15 protein-coding genes and 2 pseudogenes are annotated in these 15,719 nt (G+C 71.4%); 5 read left to right on the top strand and 12 right to left on the bottom strand.

The window, feature by feature from the left end; all coding sequences use genetic code 11:
- Positions 1-28: 28 nt before the first annotated feature.
- The 4 genes from ACWIHY_RS02035 to ACWIHY_RS02020 form a co-directional block, all read right to left on the bottom strand.
- Positions 29-871 (bottom strand): nitrilase-related carbon-nitrogen hydrolase, encoded by an 843-nt coding sequence (locus ACWIHY_RS02035; protein WP_454373605.1) that lies wholly within the window; start codon positions 869-871, stop codon positions 29-31.
- A gap of 196 nt (positions 872-1,067) precedes the next feature.
- Positions 1,068-2,690 carry a hypothetical protein gene (locus ACWIHY_RS02030; RefSeq protein ID WP_454373604.1) on the bottom strand — a complete coding sequence of 541 codons (1,623 nt, stop codon included), beginning with the start codon at positions 2,688-2,690 and terminating at the stop codon, positions 1,068-1,070.
- A gap of 157 nt (positions 2,691-2,847) precedes the next feature.
- Positions 2,848-3,261: a PPOX class F420-dependent oxidoreductase gene (locus ACWIHY_RS02025; RefSeq protein ID WP_454373603.1), complete on the bottom strand. Its 414-nt coding sequence runs from the start codon at positions 3,259-3,261 to the stop codon at positions 2,848-2,850.
- Positions 3,258-3,641 (bottom strand): winged helix-turn-helix transcriptional regulator, encoded by a 384-nt coding sequence (locus ACWIHY_RS02020; RefSeq protein ID WP_454373602.1) that lies wholly within the window; start codon positions 3,639-3,641, stop codon positions 3,258-3,260. Before ACWIHY_RS02020 ends, ACWIHY_RS02025 begins: the two co-directional genes overlap by 4 nt.
- 117 nt (positions 3,642-3,758) lie before the next feature.
- Between ACWIHY_RS02020 and ACWIHY_RS02015 the strand changes: the two genes are divergently transcribed.
- Complete coding sequence (locus tag ACWIHY_RS02015) at positions 3,759-4,403, top strand: NAD(P)-dependent oxidoreductase (protein WP_454373601.1); 645 nt, start codon at positions 3,759-3,761, stop codon at positions 4,401-4,403.
- Positions 4,404-4,425: 22 nt separating this feature from the next.
- Here ACWIHY_RS02015 and ACWIHY_RS02010 read toward each other — a convergent pair whose 3' ends face one another.
- Positions 4,426-4,677 (bottom strand): helix-turn-helix domain-containing protein, encoded by a 252-nt coding sequence (locus ACWIHY_RS02010; RefSeq protein WP_454373600.1) that lies wholly within the window; start codon positions 4,675-4,677, stop codon positions 4,426-4,428.
- Positions 4,678-4,718: 41 nt separating this feature from the next.
- On the opposite strand from ACWIHY_RS02010, the gene map reads away from it, so the two are divergent.
- Positions 4,719-5,486, top strand: a complete 768-nt coding sequence (gene map / locus ACWIHY_RS02005; RefSeq protein ID WP_454373599.1) for a type I methionyl aminopeptidase — start codon at positions 4,719-4,721, stop codon at positions 5,484-5,486.
- A 148-nt stretch (positions 5,487-5,634) separates the two neighbouring features.
- Here map and ggt read toward each other — a convergent pair whose 3' ends face one another.
- Entirely contained in the window at positions 5,635-7,473 is a 1,839-nt protein-coding gene (ggt, locus tag ACWIHY_RS02000; protein WP_454373598.1) for a gamma-glutamyltransferase, read from the bottom strand.
- 104 nt (positions 7,474-7,577) lie between these two features.
- Between ggt and ACWIHY_RS01995 the strand changes: the two genes are divergently transcribed.
- Complete coding sequence (locus ACWIHY_RS01995; protein ID WP_454373597.1) at positions 7,578-8,321, top strand: hypothetical protein; 744 nt, start codon at positions 7,578-7,580, stop codon at positions 8,319-8,321.
- A gap of 9 nt (positions 8,322-8,330) precedes the next feature.
- Here the strand turns inward: ACWIHY_RS01995 and ACWIHY_RS01990 are convergent, their stop codons facing one another.
- Entirely contained in the window at positions 8,331-9,572 is a 1,242-nt protein-coding gene (locus tag ACWIHY_RS01990) for a cytochrome P450 (protein WP_454373596.1), read from the bottom strand.
- A pseudogene (locus ACWIHY_RS01985) lies at positions 9,569-10,175 on the bottom strand (alpha/beta fold hydrolase). The gene ACWIHY_RS01990 and the pseudogene ACWIHY_RS01985 overlap by 4 nt, the downstream one beginning before the upstream one ends.
- A gap of 239 nt (positions 10,176-10,414) precedes the next feature.
- On the opposite strand from ACWIHY_RS01985, the gene ACWIHY_RS01980 reads away from it, so the two are divergent.
- Both ACWIHY_RS01980 and ACWIHY_RS01975 read left to right on the top strand, forming a co-directional pair.
- Positions 10,415-11,602, top strand: coding sequence for a L,D-transpeptidase (locus ACWIHY_RS01980; RefSeq protein WP_454373595.1), 1,188 nt, complete (start codon positions 10,415-10,417; stop codon positions 11,600-11,602).
- Positions 11,603-11,728: 126 nt separating this feature from the next.
- On the top strand, positions 11,729-13,321 hold the full coding sequence (locus ACWIHY_RS01975; protein WP_454373861.1) for a CocE/NonD family hydrolase: 1,593 nt from the start codon (positions 11,729-11,731) through the stop codon (positions 13,319-13,321).
- A 37-nt stretch (positions 13,322-13,358) separates the two neighbouring features.
- Here ACWIHY_RS01975 and ACWIHY_RS01970 read toward each other — a convergent pair.
- The 4 genes and pseudogenes from ACWIHY_RS01970 to ACWIHY_RS01955 form a co-directional block, all read right to left on the bottom strand.
- Positions 13,359-13,508: pseudogene (locus ACWIHY_RS01970) on the bottom strand (amino acid ABC transporter permease); the annotation flags it as partial.
- A 167-nt stretch (positions 13,509-13,675) separates the two neighbouring features.
- Positions 13,676-14,128 (bottom strand): DUF6278 family protein, encoded by a 453-nt coding sequence (locus ACWIHY_RS01965; protein ID WP_454373594.1) that lies wholly within the window; start codon positions 14,126-14,128, stop codon positions 13,676-13,678.
- A 71-nt stretch (positions 14,129-14,199) separates the two neighbouring features.
- Positions 14,200-14,979, bottom strand: coding sequence for an exodeoxyribonuclease III (locus tag ACWIHY_RS01960; RefSeq protein ID WP_454373593.1), 780 nt, complete (start codon positions 14,977-14,979; stop codon positions 14,200-14,202).
- A 30-nt stretch (positions 14,980-15,009) separates the two neighbouring features.
- Entirely contained in the window at positions 15,010-15,642 is a 633-nt protein-coding gene (locus ACWIHY_RS01955) for an MBL fold metallo-hydrolase (RefSeq protein WP_454373592.1), read from the bottom strand.
- Between the last annotated feature and the right edge of the window lie 77 nt (positions 15,643-15,719).

Raw genomic sequence — 15,719 nt, 5'->3', positions numbered from 1 at the left:
CGGCCGAGGAGGGGATTCACGTGGTGGGTCACGGGTTCACCAGTCCTTCGTACGCGTCGGGGCGGCGGTCCCGGTAGAACGCCCACGTCTGGCGCACTTCCTCGATGAGGTCGAAGTCGAGGTCCCGCACCAGGAGTTCCTCCTCCTTGTCACTGGCCGTCCCGCCGACGAACTTGCCGCGCGGATCGACGAAGTAGCTGGTGCCGTAGAAGTCGTTGTCGCCGTACTCCTCCTGGCCGACCCGGTTGATGGCGGCGACGTAGTACTCGTTGGCGACGGCGGCCGCGGGCTGTTCCAGCTGCCAGAGGTGGGCGGACAGGCCGCGGTGGGTGGCGGAGGGGTTGAAAACGATCTGGGCGCCGTTCAGGCCGAGTTGGCGCCAGCCCTCCGGGAAGTGGCGGTCGTAGCAGATGTAGACACCGACCTTGCCCACAGCCGTGTCGAAGACGGGCCAGCCCAGGTTGCCCGGCTTGAAGTAGAACTTCTCCCAGAAGCCCTTGACCTGGGGGATGTGGTGCTTGCGGTACTTGCCGAGGTAGCTGCCGTCGGCGTCGATCACGGCGGCGGTGTTGAAGTAGAACCCGGACTGCTCGCGCTCGAAGACCGGGACGACGACGACCATGCCGGTCTCGCGGGCGAGGTCCTGCATTCGGCGGACGGTGGGGCCGTCCGGGACGGATTCGGCCCACCGGTAGTGCTCGGCGTCCTGCACCTGACAGAAGTACGGGGCGTTGAAGACCTCCTGGAACCCTATGATCTTCGCGCCCTGCCGAGCCGCCTCGCGGGCGTGCTCCTCATGCTTGGCGATCATGGATTCGGTGTCGCCCGTCCAGGTCGCCTGGACGAGTGCGGCACGTACGACGTTGGCCATGACTTGTCTCCTTCAACGGGACGTCAGAGACCTTCTACGCCCGTAGATTCGGGACGTAGAGGGATGAACGTAAGCCCCGGCGGGGAGTGGGGCAAGACCATCGTCGTCAACCCGCAGAGTCGATCACGTTTCACACCCGAGGGGGTGACACGCGGGAGTCGTGATGTTCACGCGCCCTGCGGTGCGCGTGCGGTGCTCACGGCGCGGCGCCCGCCACGCGCAGGGCGTGGACCACGTCCCGATACCGGCTCTGCGACACCTTGCGTGCGGCGTCGAGCAGCAGCGGGGAGAGGCGGCGCGGGTCGGTCCGCGCGACCTGGGCGGCGTCCTCGGGCGTACGGACGCGTACGAACGCGTCGACCAGGGAACGCACTTCGCGCGCGTGGCCCGAGCCGTCCAGGGCGAGCAGCGCTGACGCGATCTCGGGGGCGGGGCGCGCGACGCCCTGCCGCAGGAGCTGCCGGCCGTCCTCGGCGAGTCCCGCTCCGTCGAGCGCCGCGGCGACGGCCACGACCCGGTCGGTCGGCAGCGACGCCGCCTCCCACAGGAAGGTGGCCCAGTCGGCGCCGAGCCCGGCCTGGTGCAGGGCACCGGCGAGCACGGGCAGCCGCGCGGCGGGCCACCCGGCGGCCTCGCAGAGCAGTACGTGCGCCTCGCCGGTACGCCCCTGGGCGCGCAGCTGGACGAGCAGGGCGACGGTGTCGGTGACGGCGCGCCTTTCCCGGGCGAGTACGGCGGGATCCTGGGTGCTCACGGGCTCCGCCTCTTCGACCCCCGCGAACCGGGCGCCTCGGGGAGTGGCGGCCCGCACGGGAGGCTCGGGCCTGGCGGCGGGCGCGCCGAACACCCCGCCGTCGGGCGCCCCGCTGCCGGACACACCGGCGCCGAACACACCGCTGTCGGACATCCCGCTGCCGAACACACCGCTGCTGTCGTCATCGTCCAGCCCCGCGTAACGGGCCCCGCGGGGGCGCCGCTTGGGCGCGGCGGCGCGGTCGGCGGGTGTCCGGTGGGGCTCCTTCCGGCCCCGCCCCCTCCCGGCCCGCCCCCTCCCGGCCCGCCCCTTCCCGGGCGGGACATCTGCGGCTCCGCCGCGCGAGGGACTCTGTGCCTGCCCCAGGTCCGCGGTCGCCGGCCGGCCCGAGCTTGGCCGCACCGGGATGTCCGTCGTCACGGCCGTATCCCCTTCCGTTTCCGACGCCCCGGTACCCGCCCCAAAGGCGTCCTGGGGTCCGGGAGCCCGTGCTCCGGCGGCCTCGGGTGCCTGCGTGCGGAACCAGGACTCCGGGGCCGGGGGGCGGGCCCGGGGCGGCGGGGGCAGCGCGTCCAGGTCCGCGAGGCGCGTACTCAGCTCCGCACATCGGGCCGTCGCGCGCTCGTGGTCGTCGCGCGCCCAGGCCAGCTCCACGTCGAGCCCCTGCCACTCCGAGCCGCTGACCGCGTCCCGCAGGCGTCGCGTCAGCTCCCGCTCGCGCTCGGCGGCGTACGCCTGCTCGCGCCGCATCGCCCCGAGCCGCTCCGTCAGCGTCTCGCGCCCGCCGGGCCGCCGGTCGCGCGCGGCGGCCGCCGCCCCGTGCAGGGTCCGCGCGCGTTCGCTCTCGCGCTCGGCGGCGGCCGTTCCGCGCCCGGCGACGAGGTCCTGGAGCAAGGCCTCGAGTACGTCCCACGGCGGGAGCTCGGCGCCCTCGAGACAGGCCCGCATGCCGTCGGGATCGCGCTGCCAGAAGACGCCGCACCAGCCGGCGCCGGTGTCGACGAGCGCCGTGAGCTCGCGCAGGTAGCGCGCGAACACTTCGGCCTCCACCGGAAGTTGACTCATCGTCATACCAGCCCCGCCCCTGCCACGCTGTCACCGACGCCTGGAACCATCCGGTCCGCAGGCATTCGACCGCAGTTGTGTTACGGCACGGCTACAGGCAGTTTTCATCGACGGCGCGGACTCCTCAACAAACCGCGCGCCGGAAGCGCGGCCGGAGTCAGAGTCTGATGGCGATACCGACGTGCGGACGCTTGCCGAGCCGGACGATCGTGGCGGGCACGTCGGTGAACCAGAACTGCCAGGTGTACTTGCGCGCGAGCAGCTTGCGCGCCTTGCGCAGGCCGTCCGCGTCGAGTACCCGCGCGGTGCCCCCGGCGGACGGCGCGCCGTCCTTGACCCGCCCACGCGCGTCGCACGCCGTCACGACGACCCGCTGGTCGTTGCGGATGCGCTTGACCTTCCAGGAGTCGGCCTTGGTCCAGACGTAGAGTTCGGCGCCGTCGGAGGCGGCCCACACCGGTGTGGCGACCCCGGTGCCGTTCCTGCGGAAGGTGGTCAGGCTGACGTACGGGCTGTCGCCAAGCACGGCGAGCGGGTCCTGGCCGGAAGCCGGTTCCTGGTCGGAAGTCATGCCCGCGAGACTACGTCGTACGCGTCTCGCGCCTCGACGAGCTCCGGCAGGTGCTCCCTGGCCCACGCACAGGTCGCGTCCAGCGGCCCGAGGAGGGAGCGGCCGAGGCCGGTGAGTTCGTACTCGACGCGGGGCGGGTTCTCGTCGTACGCGGTGCGGGTGAGGAAGCCGTCGCGCTCCATCGCCCGCAGCGTCTGAGTGAGCACCTTCGGGGTGACCCAGTGCAGTGGCACCCGCAGCTCGGAGAAGCGGCGCGGCCCGCCGTCCAGGCAGCGCAGCACCATGCCCGACCACTTGTCTCCGACGCGGAACGGCTGGAGCCGCCGCGAGCAGTCGGGGTCGGTGAACATGTCGGCAGGCAAGGGCATCCGCTCGGTCATACGCCCGAAGCTAGCCCAGTACCTTTGCGGGTACCAGGGGTCCCCGTTCTACGGTCCGTGCATCACCACACGGACAAGGTCGATGTCGCCGGCATTGACACCGAGCAGGGGGTTCCCATGAGCAGAGTCATCATCTTCGGAGCGGGCGGACGGGTCGGCCGGGCGGCCGTCGCGGAGGCGGTCCGCCGCGGGCACGCGGTGACGGCGGCCGTCCGCGACCCCGACAAGTACCTGGACCTCGCGGGTCCCGGCATCACGGTGGCACGGGCGGATGCCACCGACGCCTCGTCGGTGGCATCCGCCGCGGCCGGCCACGACGCGGCCGTCAACGCGTCGGCGCGGCTGGACATCCCGTCCGAGGAGTACTTCACGGCGACGGCGAAGGCACTGCTCGCGGGCCTGGAGAAGGCGGGCGTAGGGCGGCTGCTCGTGCTGGGCATCGCCACCACCCTGGAGACGGCTCCCGGCGTGCGGATCATGGACGACCCCGACTTCCCCGAGGCGCACCGCGCCTTTTCCCAGGGCCACGTGGCGGAGTTCGAGACGCTGACGGCGGCGCCGCCCTCCGGCCCCGACTGGCTGATGGTGGTTCCCCCACTGAACCTCGGCCCCGAAGGCCCCCGCACGGGCCGCTACCGCACCGCGGAGGGGACGGTCCTGGACGGCCCCGGCCACATCTCCCACGCGGACCTGGCCACAGCGCTGCTGGACGAGATCGAGGAGCCCCGCCACCACCGCATTCAGCTGGCGGTCGCGGACTGACCGTCGCGCCGCCGCGGGCGCCTCACGCGGGGACCAGCGCGCAGCGGGCCGCGACCTCGTCCATGGACAGCCCCAGTACGGCCGCCAGTGCCGCCACGGTGAAGAAGGCGGGGGTCGGGGCGCGGCCCGTCTCGATCTTGCGGAGGGTTTCGGCGGAAAGGCCGGCGTGGGCCGCGACATCCACCATGGTGCGGTCGCCGCGCGCCTGGCGGAGCAACTGGCCGAGTCGCTCGCCGCGTTCGCGCTCTTCGGGGGTGAGGGGGGTACGTACCATGCCGTCATTCTAATACCGCCGCGACCGGTATAGTAATTGGCATGGTTGAGATCAAGACGGACGCGTCGGTGGACGCGATGCGAGAAGCGGGCCGGGTGGTCGCCCAGGCGCTCACCGCAGTGCGGGAGGCGGCGGGCGTCGGCGTCAGTCTGCTGGAGCTGGACGAGGCGGCCCGGGCAGTACTGCGGGAGGCCGGGGCGTCGTCGCCCTTTCTGGGCTACCACCCCTACTGGGCGCCCGTCCCCTTCCCCGCCGTCATCTGCGCCTCCGTCAACGACGCGATCGTGCACGGCATCCCGGACGGCTACCGGCTGCGCGACGGCGACCTCGTCAGCATCGACTGCGGGGCGACGCTCGACGGCTGGTGCGGCGACTCCGCCGTCACCTTCGGCGTCGGCACGGCCCGCCCCGACGACGTACGCCTGGCCGACACGGCCCGCGCGGCGCTGGACGCGGGCATCGCGGCCGCCGTCCCCGGCAACCGGATCGGTGACATAGCCCATGCGATCGGCCGGGTCTGCCGGTCCGCGGGCTACGGCATCCCGGAGGGCTTCGGCGGACACGGCGTGGGCCGGACGATGCACGAGGGACCGGAAGTGCCGAACGAGGGGCGGGCCGGGCGGGGCCTCGTCCTGCGGCACGGCATGGTGCTGGCCATCGAGCCGATGGTGATCGGGGGCGGCAAGGACGCGTTCTACGCCGCCCCGGACGGATGGACCCTGCGCACGTCCGACAGCAGCCGCGCCGCGCACGCGGAGCACACGGTGGCGATCACGGACGCGGGCCCGCGCGTGCTGACGCTGCTGTGAGGTGCGGTGGGGTGGGTGACGTGCGGTGCGGCGCCGACGCGTTCGCCGCCCCCCACCCCGCCCCCGTGACCGCCGGCCCGGCCGCCGCGCGGGGCTTTCCCTGTGCGGCGGCCTTCGCCCCGGCCGGCGTCCGACGACGACGCAGGGGTTACGGCGTACTGCCGCTCGGGGTCACCACCATCGCCGAGCCGCCGCCCCGGCGTTCACGCTCCGCCGCCGCGACCCACCGCCCGTCCGGCAGCCGCTGCACACCCGTCGCCGCGCCGATCTCCGGGTTCTGCTTGAACACATGGCCGACGGCCTCGAGCTCCTCGCGCAACGGGCTGTTCCACAGACCCGGTTCGAGCTCCGTGGTCGCCGCGTTGCGCTGACTCGCACGCGGCGCCGCGATCGCGTCGACCAGCGGAAGCCCGCGGTCAAGGTGTCCGGTCAGCGTCTGGAGCACCGTCGTGATGATGGTCGCGCCGCCCGGCGAACCGAGCGCCAGCAACGGCCGCCCGTCCTCCAGCACGATCGTCGGGGACATCGACGAGCGCGGCCGCTTGCCCGGCCCCGGCAGGTTGGGGTCGTGCACCGCGGGGTTGGCCGGGGCGAAGGAGAAGTCCGTCAATTCGTTGTTGAGGAGGAAGCCCCGGCCCGGCACCGTGATGCCGCTGCCGCCCGTCGACTCGATGGTGAGGGTGTAGGCGACGACGTTGCCCCACCTGTCGGCGGCCGTCAGGTGCGTGGTGTTCTCGCCCTCGTACGTCGTCGGAGCGGCCGTCCCCCCGGCACCGCACCCGCCACCGCCCGGCTTGCGCGGGTCACCCGGCGCGACGGGGCTCGTCAGCACCGCGTCGTCCTGGATGAGGCACTCCCGCGAGTCCGCGAACCGCTGCGACAGCAGGCCCTTCACCGGTACGTCCTCGAAGGCCGGGTCACCGACCCACCGCCCCCGGTCGGCGAACGCGATACGGCTCGCCTCGATGAAGCGGTGCAGGTACTGGGCCTGCGAGGCGGCTTCGGGTGAAAGGTCGGTGCGCTCGAGAATGTTGAGCGCCTCCCCCACGGTCGTACCGCCCGAGGACGACGGCGCCATGCCGTACACGTCGAGCCCCTGGTACGAGACCTTGGTCGGCGCCTGGTCCAGCGTGCCGTACTTCCCGAGGTCCTTCGCCGTCAGATCACCGGCCCGCACCACCCGCGTCGCTCCGGGGCCGACCGGAGGCTTGCGGACCGTACGGACGATGTCGCGGGCGATGTCGCCCCGGTACAGCTCACCGACACCCCGGCGGCCCAGCTTCTCGTACGTACGGGCCAGATCGGGGTTCTTGAACCGCGACCCCACCACCGGCAGCTTCCCGCCCGGCAGGAACAGCTCCGCCGTGTCCGGGAAGTCCCGGAACCGCGCCTCGTTCGCCGCCGTCTGCGAGCGGAACGTCGGGTCGACGGTGAAGCCGTCGCGTGCGAGCCTCTCCGCCGGGCCGAGCAGCGTACGCAGTGGCTTGGTGCCCCACTTTCCGAGCACCGTGTCCCAGGTGGCGGGGGTCCCGGGCGTGCCGACGCTCAGCCCGCTCGTCATCGCCTGGTCGAACGCGAGGGGTTTGCCGTCCTCCAGGAAGAGGGACGCGTCGGCGCTGAGCGGCGCGGTCTCGCGGCCGTCCACCGTGCGTACCGTGCGGGACTTGGCGTCGTAGTAGACGAAGTAGCCGCCACCGCCGATGCCCGCCGAGTACGGCTCGGTGACACCGAGCGCCGCCGCCGTCGCGACAGCGGCGTCCACCGCGTTGCCGCCCCGCTTCAGGACCTCGATACCGGCGGCGGAGGCGTCGGCGTCGACGCTCGCGACCGCTCCCCCGTACCCGGTGGCTACCGGTGTCTTCACGGGTGGCGGCGGTGACATCGCGGGTGCGGCGGCGGGAGCGGCCGACGGGGCGGTGGACCCGACCGACGCCATCACCGCCGCGACGGCCCAGAACGACAGCACTCGTACCGTGGAGCGGCGCATGCGTACCTCCAGTCAACACGTGTCCGCGCAGCGTAACTTCACCGCGGCGCCCCCGTCAGGACCCCCTCGAACACCGGTGCGCCGTGCCGCTAGCATGCCGCCCCATGACGGACGACGTACGCAACATCGTGCTGGGCGTGATCGCGGCCGGACTCAGCGCCTCCCTCGGCTGGCTCACCCGTACGTACCTGTGGCGGCGCAAGCTGCGCCGCAAGCAGGCGTTCCTCGGGCTGCCCGCCAATTCCGAGTCGCTGCTCGTGGTGAACCGCGACGTGGGCGGCGACGGCGTACACCGGCACGACGTCTTCGCGCTCCTCGAACTCGCCGCCGTCATCAAGGGCTGCGGGGCGCACGCGCAGATCCTCTCCCACGACGTCGCACAGCAGGGCTTCGGCGAGCGTACGGAATTCTGCCTCGGCGGCCCGACCTCGAACCGGCGGATGGCAGCCCACCTGCGCAGCCTCCTCCCCGGCGTCCGGGTCAACACCGACGCCGCGCCGGGCCCGGACCGGGCCGCCTTCGAGATCGGCGGCGAGCGCTACCGCATGGAGCCCACCGTGGCCGAGTACGTCCTGCTGGCGCGCCTGACAGCCGGTCAGGACGCGAGACCCGTGTTCCTCTTCTGCGGTCAGCGCGCCATCACCAACCAGGCCGCGACCCGCTACCTCGCCCGCAACCACGAGAAGCTGGCCCGCAAGCACGGCAACGGCTCCTTCTGTCTGCTGCTGAAGGTGGTCAACTCCGAGGCGTACGGCCCGGACGTGGTCGAACTGGTCGCCGACGTGACGCGCGCCGCCCAGGCCCCGGCGCCCGCCACCCCGCGGACGTCCCCCCGCGCGGCCGGGTAGCCGGTCCGTTCAGGGAGCGAAGCGCAACGGCAGAGCCTTGATGCCGTTGATGAAGTTGGACACGAGACGGCGCGGCGGGCCCGCCGGCTCCAGGGCCGGCAGGCGCAGCGCTTCCTCGTGGAGGAGGCGCAGTTGCAGCCGGGCGAAGTGCGCGCCGAGGCAGACGTGCGGGCCGTCGCCGAAGGAGACGTGCGGGTTCGGCGAGCGGGACAGGTCGAGGCGGTGCGGGGCGTCGAAAACCCGCTCGTCGTAGTTGGCCGAGGCGTGGAACACGACGACCTTGTCGCCCGTACGCACCGGCTGGCCGGCGAGTTCCGTGTCCCTGGCCGCCGTGCGGCGGAAGGTGAGGACGGGCGGGTGCCAGCGCAGCAGCTCCTCGACGGCCGTGGCCGGCGACACCTCGCCGGCGCGCAGTGCGCGCTGCTGGTCCGGGTGCCCGGCCAGAGCCAGGAAGCCGCCGGGGGCGGCGCCACGCACCGTGTCGTTGCCCGCCACCGTCAGCAGGAAGAAGAACATCTCGAGTTCGGCGTCCAGGAGTTCCGAGTGCGCGAGCGACGTGATGATGTCGTCGCCGGGGCTGCCTCGCTTGTACGCCGCGAGTTCCCGCGCGTACGCGAACATCTCCCCGAGCACGGCGGGCGAGCGCGGGTTGACCGGTCTCCCGTCGGGCCCGAGGACCGGCGGCTCGTCGGGGTCCTGGTAGGCGATGATCCGCTCCGTCCACTTCAGGAGCAGGCCGCGGTCGCTCGCCGGTACGCCCAGCAGGTCGGCGAGGTTGAGCAGGGCGTAGTCGTCGGTGACGGCCGCCACCAGGTCGAAGACCGGTCCGGCCTCCCTGGCCGCGGCGAGCAGCGCCCGGGCGCGGGCCCGGGCGGACGCCTCGAAGCGGTCGGTGCGGCCCGGTGTGAAGGCCCTGCTCACGAGCCGCCGAAGCCGGCCGTGGTCCGGTGGGTCCTGGTTGAGCATCATGCGGCGGATGAAGGGCAGATCCGCCGGGTCCGGGTCGCGGATCTGGGTGGCACCCAGCGCGGAGGAGTACGTCCGGGAGTCCTTGAGTACGCCGACGACATCGCGGTGGCGCGTCACCGCCCAGAACCCGGGTCCCGCGGGCCAGCCCAGCACCTCGTACTCCTCCTGCCGGGCCACCGGATGCCGGTCGCGCAGTACCCGGAAGGACTCCTGCGGCAGCCCGGCCGCGTAGAGCCGGGGGTCGAAGACATCGGGTACGTCTGCGGGTACGGGGCCGGTCATGCGCGCAGGAAGTCCTCGACGGTACGGATCAGCTGGAGCGGCGTCTCGTCCATCGCGTAGTGACCGGCGCCCGGCAGTTCGGCGAGTGCGCCGCGCGGGAACCAGCTCAGCCAGGTCCGGCGCATCAGCTCGGCGCTCAGCGCGGGGTCCAGGGCGCCGGTGACCGCGAGCGCGGGCACGTCGGCGCCCTTGACCTCGGTGTGGAAGTCCTCACCGGCCCAGGAGTCGAACCAGGCGCGGAAGGCCCCGGGGTCGCTCTGCTCGACCGACTGGCGCACCATGCGGTCGAGCCACGCGGCCGGCCAGCACGCGCTGGACGACCGAGCCGCCCATGGAGTGGCCGACGAGCGAGAAGGAGTCCCAGCCGAGCCGGTCGGCGAGCGCGAGCACGTCCGCCGCGCCCTCGGCCGTCGTATACCGTCCCTGGGCCTGCCGGGCCTCGCCATAGCCGCGCAGGTCGACGACGGCGTAGCTGAAGGACCGTGTGTCGAGATCCGGCAGTACGGCGGCGTAGGCGCTGCGGTCGGCGAGCCAGCCGTGCACGGCGACGACCCGGTGGGGTCCGTCGCCGAGCAGCGCGTGCGGGAGTACGAAGGGAGCCATGGCTTCTCCGATCGGGAGACAGGGCGGTGCGGGACCTCGGACACGGTTGTGCCGGTCCTCACGTTGGCCCAGCCGGGAGGCCCCGACAAGACCGCGTACCCGGCCGCCATGGGCCATGGGGCCTTTCCTTCTGCGGCATTTGTCACAGCTGATTTGGGTGAATTTCTCGTCATTCGCGCAACCGATCCCTGTTCAATCGGATCTTCGGGACGACAGACATCGAACCGGAGGTTTTCCCGTTGAGCCGCTCGAGCCCCACGCCCCACCGCAACCGCAACCGCACCCTGCTGGCCGGCACCGCGACGCTTGCCGTCGCGCTCACCGCCTGCTCCGCCGGAGGGGCCGAGAAGGCGGACGCGGCCGGGCTGTCCGGAAAGAACCCCACGATCTCGGTGAATCTCCGTGGGAAGCACGCCGAGGCCGGCGAACCGGTGCGCGTGAAGATCGCCGACGGCAGGCTGAACGACGTCACGGTGAGCGACTCCGAAGGCCACAGGCTCGACGGGAAGGTGTCCGGGGACGGAACGTCCTGGACCTCCGGCCGCGAGACGGCCCCCGGCACCACCTACTCCGTGCGGGCCGAGGACGAGAACGGCGGCAGCGCGAAGGCCGCCTTCACGACGGCCGCCCCCGACAAGGTCAACAAGCTCAGCCTGGCCCCCGGCAACAAGAGCACGGTCGGTGTCGCCCAGCCCCTGTCCGTCGTCTTCGACCATCCGGTCAAGAACAAGGCCGCTGTCGAGAAGCGCCTCAAGGTCAGGACCTCGAACGCCACCGAGGGTTCCTGGGGCTGGATGCGGGACTACTCCGGCAAGGACCGCGTCGACTGGCGCCCCGCGGAGTACTGGAAGCCGGGCACGAAGGTCTCCCTCGAGGCGGATCTGAACGGCGTCGATTCGGGCAGGGCGGGCGGCTGGTTCGTACGCGACTACGCCACACACTTCACCATCGGCGAGCAGCAGACCGTCAAGGTCGACCTCGACCACCATCGCCTCAAGCTGATGCGCGACGGGCAGCTGGTCAAGGACGTGCCGATGTCGGCCGGCACCCCCGGCGGCGACAAGGCGTCGTGGCGCGGGACGGCCGTTCTGATGGCGAAGGAGGGCACGATCAACATGCGCTCCGAGACCGTGGGCCTCGGGGACGCGTACGACAAGATGGTCGACTCGTCGATGCGGCTCACCTGGTCCGGGATGTACGCCCACGCCGCGCCCTGGAACAAGGCGCACTTCGGCCAGGCCAACAAGAGCTCGGGCTGCATCGGCATGAGCGACGAGAACGCCGCCTGGATCTACCGGCACGTCCACGTCGGCGACCCGTTCGAGGTGGCCGGCGACGACGCCAAGGGCACGGTCGCGGCCAACAACGGGTACGGCGAGTGGAACCTCTCCTGGGCGGACTGGCAGACGAAGAGCGCCCTGGACTGACTCATCGTCCAACGATTGTTACCCCGACGTAACTTACCGAGGAGTTACCAACGGTAAGTGACGCAGGTTACCGTCGGGTCACTTTGCACTGACACGAGTGAGGAGTGACCCGTGAGACACCCCCACATGTCCCTGCGCGGCACTACGGCCGGCGCCGCCACCGCCGCCGTACTGCTCGCCGGGACCGCCACAGGCGTGGCTCCCACAGCCCAGGCCGCAGCCCCCGCGCAGCCGTCCACGACCGCGACCGACGCTCTCCCCGGCGTGCGGTTCGTGGACATCGCCGGCGACGGCGGAACCGTACTCAAAGCCAACGTCTTCACCCCCGCCGGAGCGGACGGCAGCCGCACGTACCCGGTGATCGTGCTGCCGACCAGCTGGGCCATGCCACAGATCGAGTACGCCGCCCAGGCCAGGAAGCTCGCCGACTCCGGCTACGTCGTGGTCAGTTACAACTCCCGCGGCTTCTGGCAGTCCGGTGGCAACATCGAGGTCGCCGGCCCGCCGGACATCGCCGACGCCTCCAAGGTCATCGACTGGGCGCTCGCCAACACCCCGGCCGACCCGCAGAAGGTCGGCATGGCGGGCGTCTCGTACGGCGCCGGGATCAGTCTCCTCGCCGCCGGACACGACAAGCGCATCAAGGCAGTTGTCGCCCTGAGCGGCTGGGCCGACCTCATCGAATCGATCTACAGCGGCCGTACGCAGCACCAGCAGGCCGCCGGGCTGCTCAGCGGCGCCGGGTACCTCACCGGCCGCCCGAGCCCCGAACTCCAGCAGACGATGAAGGACTTCCTCGGCTCCAACCTGGACAAGGAGCAGGACATGATCGAGTGGGGGCGGAAGCGCTCCCCCGCCACCTACCTCGACCAGATCAACAAGAACGGCTCGGCGATCATGCTGGGCAACGCGTGGGGCGACACCATCTTCCCGCCCAACCAGTACGCGGACTTCTACGAGAGGCTCACCGGCCCCAAGCGCCTGGAGCTGCGCCCCGGCGACCACGCCACCTCCGAAGCCACCGGTCTGCTCGGGCTCCCCAACGACGTGTGGACGAACGCCCAGCGCTGGTTCGACCATCACCTGAAAGGCGCGGCGAACGGCATCGACAGCGAGCAGCCGGTCCGGCTCAAGTCCCGCTCCACCGGCGCGTACGAGGGCTATCCGGACTGGAAGTCGGTCGGCGCGAACCAGCGGAAGATCGCCCTGGGCGGTACGAAGACCATTCGTACGAACGTCGATTCCGGGGCCAACGGCGGGGTCGTCCTGCTGTCCAGCGCCCTCGACCAGTTCCTGAAGCTGCCCCCCATGGCATCCATACCGCTGCTGCCGCGCAGCTACGCCTCGGTCTGGCAGTCGGAGCGATACGCCGAGACGCAGCGCGTCCGAGGCACCGCCAGGCTCCACACGACGCTCTCCAGCACCAAGGAGAGCGGCACCCTCGTCGCATACCTCTACGACGTGGGCCCGCTCGGCCTCGGCAAGCTGGTCAGCAACGCGCCGTACAGCTTTCACGGCCGGACACCCGGCAAGCCGTTCCCCGTCGACCTGGAGCTGTTCTCCACCGCCTACGACGTCCCGGCCGGCCACCGGCTGGCCCTGGTGGTCGACACCGTCGACCCGCTCTACATCGAACACAACCCGTCCGGCGCGCAGCTGACCTTCTCGTCGCCCGAGTCCGACCCGTCCTACGTGTCGGTCCCACTGCGCGACAAGTGATCTCCGGCTGCTGCCGGGCAGGCACGTGCCCTTTGAACTACCGCACGCCCGGCAGCAGTGTGCCCGTGTCGGCCGGACTCACCTCCACGGGGATGAACGGCAAATCGTAGTCGAGATTCGACGCGGTCGGTCTGCCGGCGTGGAGGAACCCCTCACAGGTGATCCCCGACCCGCTCCCGTAGTCCTTGTTGACGTCACGCAGCTCGATCAACAGATCGACGGCCATTCGCAGCCCTACCCACTCTCAGCTGTGTCGAGGTCAGCGCAAACTATCCATCCCACCAAGGGACTTCGCACACGACACGCCAAAATGGGGCATAAGGCGCACTAAAGAGTTCAGACGGCCGGAACCGGTCAGAGCTCCGAGACCTCGGCGTACACCTGGGACAGCTCGGGCGCGCCGTTGACCGCCCAGTCCAGACCGAACTCGACCACGTTGATCTCGCGTCCCGAGGCCAGCCGGACCACCGGCTGACCGCTGGGCCACAGGTACCAGGCCGCCCCCGCGACCGTACGCACGATCACGGAGCCGAGGTAGAGACCCGCGTCGTTGCCCAGCCAGGGCAGCTCCTCGGGATCGTCGCGCCAGAGCGGGGTCAGCTGGTCGAGCGCCTCCAACGAGGCCGGAGAGTCGTCGAGTTCCAGGCCGGCATCCCCTGCCCGGACACGCAACAGCTCGCACTCCGCGAGCAGTTCCGCCAGACCTTCCGTGTCGCTGTCTCCGACGGCGCCGGGTCCGAAAAGCGCCGTACCGCGCGCCGTGTCACGGCGCTTGAGCCAGTTGTCCAGGAAAGGGATGTTCTTCATATCGCTCAGCCTCGCATTCGTCCCGCCATGTTCACCACAGGCGCGCGGAGACCCGTTTCCCGCCGCGACCGTCAGACATCGAGGTCGACGACGACCGGTGCGTGGTCGGACGCGCCCTTGCCCTTGCGCTCCTCCCGGTCCACATAGCTGTCCTTGACCGCAGCGGCGAAGGGGGCGTTGCCGTAGGCCAGGTCGATGCGCATGCCCTTGTTCTTCGGGAAGCCCAGCAGCCGGTAGTCCCAGTAGGTATAAGGACGGTCGTACTTGAGCGGGCGCGGCACCACGTCGGAGAGCCCCGCGTCGCGCAGCGCGGCGAGCGCCGCCCGCTCGGCCGGGGTGACATGGGTGGCGCCCACGAAGAGCGACGGGTCCCAGACGTCCTCGTCGGTGGGGGCGATGTTGAAGTCGCCGAGGACGGCGAAGGGCCGCTCCCCCGCGGCGTCCTCGGCCACGGCCTTCTGGAGCGCCTCCAGCCAGCGCAGCTTGTATCCGTAGTGGTCGTGGGCGACCTCGCGGCCGTTCGGTACGTACACCGACCAGACGCGGACCGGGCCGCAGGTCGCGGAGATCGCCCGCGGCTCCTGCACGCCCTCGTAGTCGGGCCCGCCGGGCAGCCCCACGACGACGTCCTCCAGGCCGGCCTTGGAGATCACGGCCACGCCGTTCCACCGGCCCGTGGCGTTGACGGCGCACTCGTAGCCGAGCTCGCGCAGTTCCGCGGCCGGGAAGGCCTCGGAGGTGGTCTTGGCCTCCTGGAGGCACAGCACGTCGGTGCCGGTGCTCTCCAGCCAGGCCAGCAGCCGGGGAAGCCGCGCGGTGATCGAGTTGACATTCCAGGTGGCGATACGCATGTGTCCCAGCCTATCGGCGGGGTCCGACACTCACAGGTCTGCCGAGTCCCCGGGCGCGAGCCGACTGTGGTCAGCGCCGCCGAGGGCGCCGATCTGGCGGTCGTAGATCGGCCGGGCGAGGTCGGTCAGCAGCGCGTCGTGGATGTCGATGGCGCGCCGTGGCTTCACCTCGCGCACGTAGTCGATCACCTCGGAGATCTTCGACCACGGGGCCATCACCGGGAGCATCAGCGTCTCGACGGGGTGCTCGGGGACGGTGAGCGCGTCGCCGGGGTGGAACACTGAACCGTCCACCAGGTAGCCGACGTTGGTGATCCGCGGAATGTCCGGGTGGATGACGGCGTGCAGTTCGCCGTGGACCTGTACGTCGAAGCCGGCGGCGGAGAAGGTGTCGCCGTGGCCGACGGTGTGCACGCGGCCGGGGAAGGCCGCCGAGAGCTGGTCGGCGACACTGCGCAGGGTCCAGACCTCGGCGCCCGGGTTCGCCTCCATTCCGGCCCGCAGCCGGTCCCCGTCGAAGTGGTCGGGGTGCTCGTGCGTCACCAGGATCACGTCGGCGCCGACCGCCGCGTCCTGTTCGCTGAAGGCGCCGGGATCGATGACGAGCGTCCGCCCGTCCTTCTCCAGCCGGACACAGGCATGGGACTTCTTGGTCAGCTTCACTGGAATCCACCTCGCGAAGGCGCCTCGGTCGGGTCGGCCGGCCTGCTTGCCGGCCGGGTGCCCGGGGGGTGCCCCCC

The organism is Streptomyces sp. NPDC055287, from assembly GCF_053646035.1.
This window is presented reverse-complemented; position numbering and strand designations above follow the sequence as displayed.

Bases quoted from the DNA above. Each gene is read 5' to 3' on its own strand.
- ACWIHY_RS02035 (WP_454373605.1), bottom strand. From the start codon at position 871: ATGGCCAACGTCGTACGTGCCGCACTCGTCCAGGCGACCTGGACGGGC.
- ACWIHY_RS02030 (WP_454373604.1), bottom strand. From the start codon at position 2,690: ATGAGTCAACTTCCGGTGGAGGCCGAAGTGTTCGCGCGCTACCTGCGC.
- ACWIHY_RS02025 (WP_454373603.1), bottom strand. From the start codon at position 3,261: ATGACTTCCGACCAGGAACCGGCTTCCGGCCAGGACCCGCTCGCCGTG.
- ACWIHY_RS02020 (WP_454373602.1), bottom strand. From the start codon at position 3,641: ATGACCGAGCGGATGCCCTTGCCTGCCGACATGTTCACCGACCCCGAC.
- ACWIHY_RS02015 (WP_454373601.1), top strand. From the start codon at position 3,759: ATGAGCAGAGTCATCATCTTCGGAGCGGGCGGACGGGTCGGCCGGGCG.
- ACWIHY_RS02010 (WP_454373600.1), bottom strand. From the start codon at position 4,677: ATGGTACGTACCCCCCTCACCCCCGAAGAGCGCGAACGCGGCGAGCGA.
- map (WP_454373599.1), top strand. From the start codon at position 4,719: ATGGTTGAGATCAAGACGGACGCGTCGGTGGACGCGATGCGAGAAGCG.
- ggt (WP_454373598.1), bottom strand. From the start codon at position 7,473: ATGCGCCGCTCCACGGTACGAGTGCTGTCGTTCTGGGCCGTCGCGGCG.
- ACWIHY_RS01995 (WP_454373597.1), top strand. From the start codon at position 7,578: ATGACGGACGACGTACGCAACATCGTGCTGGGCGTGATCGCGGCCGGA.
- ACWIHY_RS01990 (WP_454373596.1), bottom strand. From the start codon at position 9,572: ATGACCGGCCCCGTACCCGCAGACGTACCCGATGTCTTCGACCCCCGG.
- ACWIHY_RS01975 (WP_454373861.1), top strand. From the start codon at position 11,729: ATGTCCCTGCGCGGCACTACGGCCGGCGCCGCCACCGCCGCCGTACTG.
- ACWIHY_RS01965 (WP_454373594.1), bottom strand. From the start codon at position 14,128: ATGAAGAACATCCCTTTCCTGGACAACTGGCTCAAGCGCCGTGACACG.
- ACWIHY_RS01960 (WP_454373593.1), bottom strand. From the start codon at position 14,979: ATGCGTATCGCCACCTGGAATGTCAACTCGATCACCGCGCGGCTTCCC.